General features: G+C 61.3%; 8 protein-coding genes. 3 read left to right on the top strand and 5 right to left on the bottom strand.

The features are described 5' to 3' along the window. Nucleotides 1-73: 73 nt before the first annotated feature. Complete coding sequence (locus tag EOA27_RS13620; RefSeq protein ID WP_126064759.1) at nt 74-706, top strand: class II aldolase/adducin family protein; 633 nt, start codon at nt 74-76, stop codon at nt 704-706. Between the two features lie 32 nt (nt 707-738). On the opposite strand, the gene EOA27_RS13615 is transcribed toward EOA27_RS13620, so the two are convergent. The 4 genes from EOA27_RS13615 to EOA27_RS13600 form a co-directional block, all read right to left on the bottom strand. Then, nucleotides 739-1,857 (bottom strand): ABC transporter ATP-binding protein, encoded by a 1,119-nt coding sequence (locus EOA27_RS13615; protein WP_126062137.1) that lies wholly within the window; start codon nt 1,855-1,857, stop codon nt 739-741. Nucleotides 1,858-1,867: 10 nt separating this feature from the next. After that, the gene (locus EOA27_RS13610; RefSeq protein WP_126062136.1) at nt 1,868-2,674 is read right to left on the bottom strand and encodes an ABC transporter permease; all 807 of its coding nucleotides are present in this window, start codon (nt 2,672-2,674) and stop codon (nt 1,868-1,870) included. Beyond that, nucleotides 2,671-3,510, bottom strand: coding sequence for an ABC transporter permease (locus EOA27_RS13605; protein ID WP_127256456.1), 840 nt, complete (start codon nt 3,508-3,510; stop codon nt 2,671-2,673). Before EOA27_RS13605 ends, EOA27_RS13610 begins: the two co-directional genes overlap by 4 nt. Nucleotides 3,511-3,696: 186 nt before the next feature. After that, nucleotides 3,697-4,755: an ABC transporter substrate-binding protein gene (locus tag EOA27_RS13600; protein ID WP_126062134.1), complete on the bottom strand. Its 1,059-nt coding sequence runs from the start codon at nt 4,753-4,755 to the stop codon at nt 3,697-3,699. A gap of 86 nt (nt 4,756-4,841) precedes the next feature. Between EOA27_RS13600 and EOA27_RS13595 the strand changes: the two genes are divergently transcribed. Further along, nucleotides 4,842-6,329 (top strand): aminotransferase class III-fold pyridoxal phosphate-dependent enzyme, encoded by a 1,488-nt coding sequence (locus EOA27_RS13595; protein ID WP_245491087.1) that lies wholly within the window; start codon nt 4,842-4,844, stop codon nt 6,327-6,329. A 118-nt stretch (nt 6,330-6,447) separates the two neighbouring features. After that, nucleotides 6,448-7,017: a malonic semialdehyde reductase gene (locus tag EOA27_RS13590; protein ID WP_126062133.1), complete on the top strand. Its 570-nt coding sequence runs from the start codon at nt 6,448-6,450 to the stop codon at nt 7,015-7,017. Nucleotides 7,018-7,130: 113 nt separating this feature from the next. Here the strand turns inward: EOA27_RS13590 and EOA27_RS13585 are convergent. Beyond that, nucleotides 7,131-7,713, bottom strand: a 583-nt coding sequence (locus EOA27_RS13585) for an aminotransferase class IV (RefSeq protein WP_189562020.1), incomplete at its 5' end; no start/stop codon positions are given.

Below are 7,713 nucleotides of genomic sequence, written 5' to 3'. Positions count from 1 at the left end.
CCGTAAGCGTCGAACCCTATCTCGAACAATGGCCGCCAAAGGCGAGAACCCAATGACCGATCAATCAGCAGCGATGCGCCAGTCTCTTGTCGATGCCGTGCGCGCCGTCGCGTCAAAAGGCCTGAACAGCGGAACCTCGGGGAACCTCAGCCTGCGGTTCGGTACCGGCGGCATGCTGATAACGCCGACGGGCATCTCGCCCGAAAAGCTCGACCAGGCCGCGATGGTCGAGATGACGCTCGACGGCAGCTGGAATGGCGAGATCCGTCCGTCAAGCGAATGGAACATGCACGCGGCGATCTACAAGGCGTTTCCTGAGGCGCAGGCCGTCGTGCATGCCCATCCGGATCACTGCGTGGCGCTGTCGTGCCTGCGGCAGGGCCTTCCGCCATTCCACTACATGATCGCGTCGTTCGGCGGCGACGATGTTCCTTGTTCCGATTATGCGCCGTTCGGCACGACGCAACTGGCCGAGGTCGTGGTGCGGGCGCTGGCGAAACGGAACACCTGCCTGATCGCTAATCACGGCATGATCGCCTACGGACCCGATCTTGCCGCCGCGGTCGCCCGTACCGAAAAACTGGAGACGCTGGCCAGGCAATACATGCTTGCCTCGACGCTCGGGCGCCCGGTGATGCTGACGGAAGACGAGCTGAACGTGGTCAAGAACCGGTACAAGACCTATGGCCAGCAGAAGCTGAAATAGTACCCCTAGGTGGAGCTGGCGACCCGCCCTGACTATTCCCGAAGGATGGTCATGTCGTCGGCCGACCATCCAATGTCCACGGTGCTTCCGGTTTCGAAGACCTCGGTATTGCCTTGCGGCAGCACGCGCGACTTGACCGTGGAGCCGGTGCCATTGAGTTCGATACGGTAGCGGATGCTGCCCGGTGTATAGAGGCTCTCTCGCACGATGCCCGTATAGGCATTGTCGAGACCGCGCGCTTTCGGGCCGACAGTGACGCGTTCCGGCCGGATGCATGCGAAGCTGCCGGGGGCCGTGGCCTCGTCGGTGCGGATAAACGCCTGGGTGCCATCTTCGAGGACGATCCGGCAAGGCTGGCCGGCCTGTTTGCCGGCAGCCAATTTGACCGGGAAGATCGAGGCCTCGCCGAGGAACTCGGCAACGAAGCGGCTGTTCGGCTGCTCATAGAGCGCGCGCGGGCTGCCGATCTGCGTCATGGAGCCGTCGCGCATGATGGCGATGCGGTCGGCTAGGAACGCCGCTTCCTGCTGGTCGTGGGTGACGTAGATGACGGTCGCGCCCAGCTCCTGCTGGAAGCGCTTGATCTCTTCCTGCATCTCGTCCCGGAGGTTCTTGTCCAGCGCGCCGAGCGGCTCGTCCATCAGCAGGATCGACGGATGATAGATCGATGCCCTGGCCAGCGCGATGCGCTGCTGTTGTCCGCCTGATAGTTCGGAGGGCTTGCGCGACGCGAATGCTTCAAGCCGCACCATGGCCAGGCTCTCGCGCACGCGCCTTGCAATCTCCTCTTTCGGCACGCCGCGAATCTTCAGCGGATAGGCGACATTCTGGGCGACCGACAGATGCGGAAACAGCGCATAGTTCTGGAAGACCATGCCGATGTTGCGCCGGTAGATAGGTTCGGGAACGATGTCGCGCCCGTCGACTACGATCTGCCCTTCGGTCGGATCGATATAGCCCGCGATCATGCCGAGCAGCGTCGACTTGCCGGAGCCGCTCGGTCCGATGATGGCGAAGAAATCGCCGGAATCTATCTCGACGGACGTGGGGACGACGGCCTCGAAATTGTTGTAGCGCTTGCAAAGATTACGGATGGAAACCGCGGCGCCCCCAGCAGCACGGTTCTGACCTGTCGCGGATCGACCTGGCATCTGCAGCATCCTAGTTGTCCTTACCGAGACCGGGCAACAAAGTTGCCACGAGAATGAGTAGACTTGTTACGGCGAGAATGACGCTTGCCGCGGCAGCGATTTCGGGAGTGACCTGGAAATTGAGCTGCTCCCAAAGCAGCAAAGGCAATGTCCGCGTCGAGGGGCTGCTCAGGAAGAGCGCCAGCACCAGCTCGTCGAGCGACGCCGCGAAAGCGAAGATGAAACCCGCGATCACTGCCGGTCTGATCATCGGGAAAGTGATCAGCCGGAACGTCTGGAATGAATTGGCGCCCAGCGTCATCGACGCGATCTCGATCCGGCTGGAATAGGATGCGAGCGCGCCGCAGACAGTGATGAACGGGAAGGGCAGGCCGATGACAGCATGCGCCAGGATCACGGCCCACAGCGTGCCTTGAACTCCCAGCCATACGCTGATTGGGAAGAGCCCGATCGCCAGAACGATCTGCGGCAATATCGCGGGGGCGACGGAGAGCGCGCTTACGATGGTGGACCCTGGCACGCTCGCGCGAACGACGGCCAACGCGGTCGAAATCCCGGCGATCGTCGCAAGCGCCGCGGCCGCCGCGCCGATCATGATGCTGTTCAGGATGGCGGAGCGGTAGTCGTCGTTGCCGACGAACTGCTGGTACCAGCGCAGCGAAAAATCGGTGGGCGGAAACGACAGGTACGACTTGCTCTGGAACGATACTGCGACGACCACCAGGATAGGCACCAGGAACCCGATGAGCATAGCTCCGACGAGGCTGTTCAGGAACCGGCCCCAGGCGCCCCAGAGCTTCTTCTCGGACACGCTCATGCGAACACTCCCGCCTGAGCCGCGCCCTTGCGGCGGGAAGCCAGTTGGCTGACCCGCAGCAGCGCGAAGATGATGATGGTGAGGAACAGCACAATGATCGCGAGCGCCGAGGCGAGCGGCCAATCCAGCAATCTGTTGGCCTGTTCGCTGATCAGCATCGAAACCACCGTAAGGTCTCCGCCTAGAAGCGACGGCGTGACGAAGAAGCCTAGCGAGGTGACAAAGACGATGGTGCAGCCCACCGCCACGTTGGGCATGGAGAGCGGCAGGGTGACGGCGAGGAACTGTCGCCATGGATTTGCGCCGAGCACCGCGGCTGCGCGCGGCAGATTGGGGTCGATGGCGCGCAAGCCGTTGAGGATGGGGACGACGATGAATGGCACCATGATATAGGTCATGGCGACCATCAGCCCTAGCCCGTTGTCGATGAAACGGATCGGATCCTCGATAAGGCCGATGCCAACCAGGACAGAGTTGACCGGGCCCTTGCGTCCGAGAAGGATCATCCAGGCAAAGGAACGTATAACCGTGCTCGCCCAGAAGGGCAGGAAGATCAGGAATATGCCGATGGTGGCCCATCGGCCCCTGAGCCGTGCCAGCACATAGGCGATCGGGTAGCCGATCAGCAGCGAAAAGATCGTCACCATCGCCGCGACATAGAAGGTGTTGTAGAGGACTGTTCTGATGCCTTGGTCGGTCACGACCTTCATATATTCCGCCCCGATCCCATGCTGGCCGCTGAAGCTCTCCGTTCCGATCACCGCCATCGGCGCGAGGAAGAAGGGCGTTAGCAGCAAGGCGACGGGAAGATATAGCAGGAAGCTGCGATGCTTCATGACGTCAACATATCCTCACACACGGATTCCTGGCGTGTTTGACGGCGCAAGACACTTCAACAGATTGTCAGGCTCTCGCACAAGCGGCGCCGGTGGGCGTCGAATTGGCGAATAGCGTCGAACTGGACGAAAGAAAGAACCGCGTGGGCAAATCTTTGCCCACGCGGCCAGTCTTGGGAGGTTCGCTTATTTCGCTACGACCCACGTGTTAAAGCGGTCGTAGATCTTGGTGCCGTTCTCGAGCCAGTAGTCGCCATCGATCGCGGCCGAAAGCTTCCGGTTCTCCGGCGAGCTTGGCATGCGCGCGCGCTCCGCGGGCGACAGGATATCGAACGCCTTGTCGTTCGTCGGTCCATAAGGGATCAGTTTAGAGAAGGCGGCCTGGACCTCAGGGTCCATGCAATGCGCGATGAATTTCATCGCGGTGTCCCGGTTGCGCCCGCCCTTCGGCAGGCTCCAGATACCAGGCGTGTGCAGCGAGTAGTCGAACGTATAGTCGATCGGCCCGCCCTGCTGCTTGACCGGGTCGACACGGCCGTTCCAGCACATGCCGAAATCGGCGTCGCCATTGGCAAGAAGCTGGGCGCTCTGCGCGCCCGACGTCCACCAGGTGATGGACGAACGGATGCCGTCGAGCATGGCGAAGGCGCGGTCGATATCTAGCGGATAGAGCTTGTCCAGCGTTTGGCCGGCACCAAGCGCGGCCACTTCCATGGTCTGCGCGGCGTTCTTCCAGAGCGTCCTGCGACCCTTGATCTTCGGATCGAAGAACTCCTGCCAGTTCTTCGGGCGTCCGTCCTTGGAATCAGTGTTCCAGCTCAGGACGCAGCCGGCGATGTAGCACGACGTCCAGTACTTGCTGGCTGCGCCATCGATCAGCCCTTCCTTCGGGACGACGCTGTAGTCGATCTCGTCGAGAAGGCCGGCAACGGCCAGCGGCGCGGCCTCGGAGGAATCCGTATCCGTGACATCGATGTCGACCGCGCCGGCCTCGACCATTGCCTTCAGCCGTGCGCCTTCCATGTAAGGAGCGCTGATGATCTTGACGCCGGTCTTCTTCTCAAAGGTGTCGAAACATGCGGCCTTGAACGCGTCGCCTAGCGCGCCTCCGCCATTGGCGACCGAGATCGAGGTGGGTGCCGCCCGGCCAATCGCCGGCATTGCAAAAAATGAAGCGGCGGCGACCGTACCGGCGCCCAACTTCAGCACCCTGCGTCTGCTCAGACCATTCTTGGTGGTGTTCATGGATTCCCCTTTGGCTCTTTTGATTTCCGGTTTCGGTGACGTCGCGTCTTTAGCCGGCTGGCCGAGCTCGGAGCCTCCAAGAAAGCTTGGCTTCTCCGACGATCGATCCTGCCATCAGCTTTTCTCCTCGGACGCTCGGCACTAGCCGGTCTGCGGTAGCCGCGGATGCGTCCGCATGCCGGGCTCCCGAGTTTTGTATCGGAAAAGCAGCCGACAATCCATCGGATTCATCATTGATAGCAGATATTTTTCTTGCTATAGGCTACAGCGAAAATAGGGAAATCACATCAATGACTTGGTCGAATCGTCGGAATTCAGAGCTGCTGGAGCGTGCCCGCCGTGTCATACCTGGGGGTATGTATGGCCATGAATCGACAGCACTTTTGCCCTCCCACTTTCCGCAATTCTTTAGCCGTGCCAGCGGCGCAAGACTGTGGGATGTCGATGGCAATGAATATATCGACTATCTCAGCGCCTATGGTCCTAATCTATTTGGCTATGGAAACCCCGAGGTCGAAGCCGCCGCGCGCCGGCAGGCCGAGCTCGGCGACACCATGACCGGACCGTCGCCCCTGATGGTCGAACTAGCCGAGGCGTTGGTTTCGATAGTGTCCCATGCCGATTGGGCGATGTTCTGCAAGAACGGCAGCGACGCCACCTCGATGGCGATGACGACCGCGCGCGCCTATTCCAAACGCCGAAAGATACTGGTGGCGACCGGCGCCTATCACGGCTCCCAGCCCTGGTGTACGCCGAACCGCACCGGTATCGTCGATGACGAGCGGCGCCAGATCATCGCCTACGAGTACAACAACGTCGAAAGCCTGGAGGCCGCGGTGCGGACGGCTGACGGCGACGTCGCCGGCGTTTTCGCCACGCCTTTCAAGCATGAGGTATTTGCCGATCAGCTGATCCCCTCCGAGGCGTTCGCCCAGGCGGCGCGCAAGATTTGCGATGCTGTAGACGCGCCGCTGATCGTCGACGATGTCCGCGCCGGTTTCAGGCTGGCGCGCGACTGCTCGTGGTCAATCCTGGGAGTGGAACCCGATATCAGCTGCTGGGGCAAGGCCATTGCCAACGGACATCCGATCTCGGCCATGATGGGCTCGCAGCGTTTCTACTCCGCCGCTCGTTCCATCTTCGCCACCGGTTCATTCTGGTTCTCGGCCGTTCCGATGGCAGCCGGCCTCGAGACGCTGCGCCTGATCCACGAAACCAAGTATTTGGAACACACAGTGGAGCTGGGCGACAAGTTGCGTGACGGCCTCAACGAGCAGGCCGTCGCCTTCGGCTTCGCGCTGCGTCAGACCGGTCCGTCGCAGATGCCGCAGATCCTGTTCCATGACGATCCGGATATGCGGCTCGGCTATGCCTGGGTGACAAACACCCTCAAACATGGCGTCTATTTCCACCCGTATCACAACATGTTCCTGAACGCGGCCATGACGGCGGCCGATATCGAGCAGACGCTGAAGGCTAGCGAGCAGGCTTTCGCGGAGCTGAAGGCCGAGCGCACGCGAATTCCGGCAAACGAGAATCCGCTCGTGCTGGCAAGGCTTAAAGTCGCCCGTTGAAGGCGAGCCCCGGCGGCGGTCCTAAAATAGGGATCGCCGCGTCTTCGAGGATATCGCCGAACCCTCAGGCTCCAGGTCGCGTGCGACAGGGTGCTTGAAACCATGCCCAAGGATCGCAATGGCCGACTACAGCATTTTTACGAAGGCCCGAACACACAACAAGTGGACGGACAGGCCGGTCTCCGACGATACGCTGAGGCAGCTCTACGACCTTCTGAAGATGGCCCCTACTTCGGCGAACTGCTCGCCTGGCAGGTTCGTCTTTGTCCGGTCGTCCGAAGCCAAGGAGAAACTCCGTCCGGCTTTGAGCAGCGGCAATTCCGCCAAGACCATGGCAGCACCGGTAACCGCGATCGTTGCTTACGATGAAGCCTTCTATGATCGTTTGCCCGAGCTCTTCCCGCACACGGACGCGCGCGCCTGGTTCACGTCGAGCCCCGACGTCGCGCACGAAACCGCCTTTCGCAACGGTACCCTCCAGGGCGCTTACCTCATCCTCGTCGCCCGCATGCTGGGACTCGATGCCGGACCGATGTCCGGTTTCAAGAACCATCTCGTCGACGAGGCCTTCTTCTCCGGGACGAGCTGGAAGAGCAATTTTCTGGTCAACCTCGGCTATGGCGATCCCACTGGCTTGTTTCCGAGGCTGCCTCGGCTTGCCTTTGAAGACGCCTGCCGGATCGCCTGAACGATCGATGCCGAAATGAAAAAGGCTGCGATCCATTTGGGATCCGCAGCCTTTTGTCGAAGTGGCTTAAAGCCGCCGTTCATGTTGGGCCGTCGGGCACGCCTGCCAATCTCTCAATAGTTGATCGCGAAGCTGTGCATCGGGTCGTAGTGGGCTTCCCAGTAGGCCTTCCAGATCGTCCTGCTGATCGGGCCGACTTCCCCACCGCCGACCGGCGCTCCATCCAGCTTCGTGATCGGCATGACGCCGCCGGCCGTGGTGACAAAGAGCAACTCATCGCAATTATAGGCGGCGCTCACCGGGACGTCCTCCACATGGCACTCGACGCCATGCACCTTGGCGACCTCCAGCACGGTCTTGCGGGTCACGCCCTCCAGCACGCCGCGCTTAGGTGTCCGCAGAACGCCGTCCTTGATAATGCAGACATTGAAGCCGGACCCTTCCGTAAGGTTTCCGTCCCCGTCGGTCAGGATTGGGTAGTTGGCGCCGCGATCGCGGGCCTCGAGCATGCCGCGCACGAAATCGCCCCACTGCAGGTTCTTCACGGTCGGGTCGATGGCGCCGGGCGGCACGCGCCGAACATCGCGCGCGATGACGGCCGAGCCGCCGGTCTTCTGCAGCTCCTCGCCCATCACCCAGACGAAGGGTTGCACCATGAGGTAAAGATTGTTCTCGATCTCATCGGGGCTGTACTGG

This window comes from Mesorhizobium sp. M2A.F.Ca.ET.037.01.1.1, assembly GCF_003998075.1.
In the GTDB taxonomy this organism is placed as follows: domain Bacteria; phylum Pseudomonadota; class Alphaproteobacteria; order Rhizobiales; family Rhizobiaceae; genus Mesorhizobium.
This window is presented reverse-complemented; position numbering and strand designations above follow the sequence as displayed.

What these genes read in the sequence shown, in the direction of transcription:
- EOA27_RS13615 (WP_126062137.1), bottom strand. Translation starts at nt 1,857, where the DNA reads ATGCCAGGTCGATCCGCGACAGGTCAGAACCGTGCTGCTGGGGGCGCC.
- EOA27_RS13605 (WP_127256456.1), bottom strand. Translation starts at nt 3,510, where the DNA reads ATGAAGCATCGCAGCTTCCTGCTATATCTTCCCGTCGCCTTGCTGCTA.
- EOA27_RS13620 (WP_126064759.1), top strand. Translation starts at nt 74, where the DNA reads ATGCGCCAGTCTCTTGTCGATGCCGTGCGCGCCGTCGCGTCAAAAGGC.
- EOA27_RS13600 (WP_126062134.1), bottom strand. Translation starts at nt 4,755, where the DNA reads ATGAACACCACCAAGAATGGTCTGAGCAGACGCAGGGTGCTGAAGTTG.
- EOA27_RS13590 (WP_126062133.1), top strand. Translation starts at nt 6,448, where the DNA reads ATGGCCGACTACAGCATTTTTACGAAGGCCCGAACACACAACAAGTGG.
- EOA27_RS13610 (WP_126062136.1), bottom strand. Translation starts at nt 2,674, where the DNA reads ATGAGCGTGTCCGAGAAGAAGCTCTGGGGCGCCTGGGGCCGGTTCCTG.